Here is a 755-nt window from a genome sequence, read left to right on the forward strand (position 1 = left end):
CGGATGATGGGCGCCGAGGAGGCCGAACGCTCCGGTCTCGTCGCGCGCGTCGTCGAACCCGAGGAGCTGCTGACCACGGCCAACGAGATCGCGCAGACGATCGCGGCCAAGTCCCGGGTCGCCTCGGCGATGGTCAAGGAAGCGGTGAACACCGCCTTCGAGACCACCCTTGAGCAGGGGCTGCGCTACGAGCGTCGTCTCTTCCACTCCTCCCTGGCCACGAACGATCAGTCCGAGGGCATGGCCGCCTTCGTCGAGAAGCGGGACCCGAACTTCACGGATTCCTGATCCAGCTTCTTATCACTGCCGAAGGCGCAGACTCCCCCGAGAGTCTGCGCCTTCGTCGTCTGATCAGCCGAAATGCGGGCCAGGAGATGAAAGAGAATGTGTTCCGTCTCGCATTTAACAATCGTTCAGTTAGAGTGGGCGTATGCATTCATCTTCACAAGGAGGCACCGTGACAAGTTTCACCGATCTGCGCTCCCAACTCCGTCTGCCCGTCGTCGGCTCCCCCATGTTCATCGCCTCGGGGCCCGAATTGGTCAAGGCCCAGTGCCAGGCCGGAATCGTCGGATCCTTCCCATCGCTGAACGCCCGGCCCGCCTCGCAGCTGACCGACTGGCTCGATGAGATCGCCGAGTCGAACGCCGCCCACACCGCGGCGAATCCGCAGCAGCCAGCCGCTCCGTTCGCAGTCAACCTCATCGTCCACCGCTCGAACAATCGCCTCGAAGATGACCTCGCCGAGGTGGTCC

1 protein-coding gene and 1 pseudogene are annotated in these 755 nt (G+C 63.3%); both read left to right on the plus strand.

The window, feature by feature from the left end; genetic code table 11:
• On the plus strand, positions 1-288 hold a 288-nt coding region (locus AD89_RS0117315), incomplete at its 5' end, for an enoyl-CoA hydratase-related protein (RefSeq protein ID WP_025780873.1).
• A gap of 169 nt (positions 289-457) precedes the next feature.
• Positions 458-755: pseudogene (locus AD89_RS0117320) on the plus strand (NAD(P)H-dependent flavin oxidoreductase); the annotation flags it as partial.

This window comes from Brevibacterium sp. VCM10 (assembly GCF_000583215.1).
GTDB classification, from domain to species: Bacteria; Actinomycetota; Actinomycetes; order Actinomycetales; family Brevibacteriaceae; genus Brevibacterium; species Brevibacterium linens.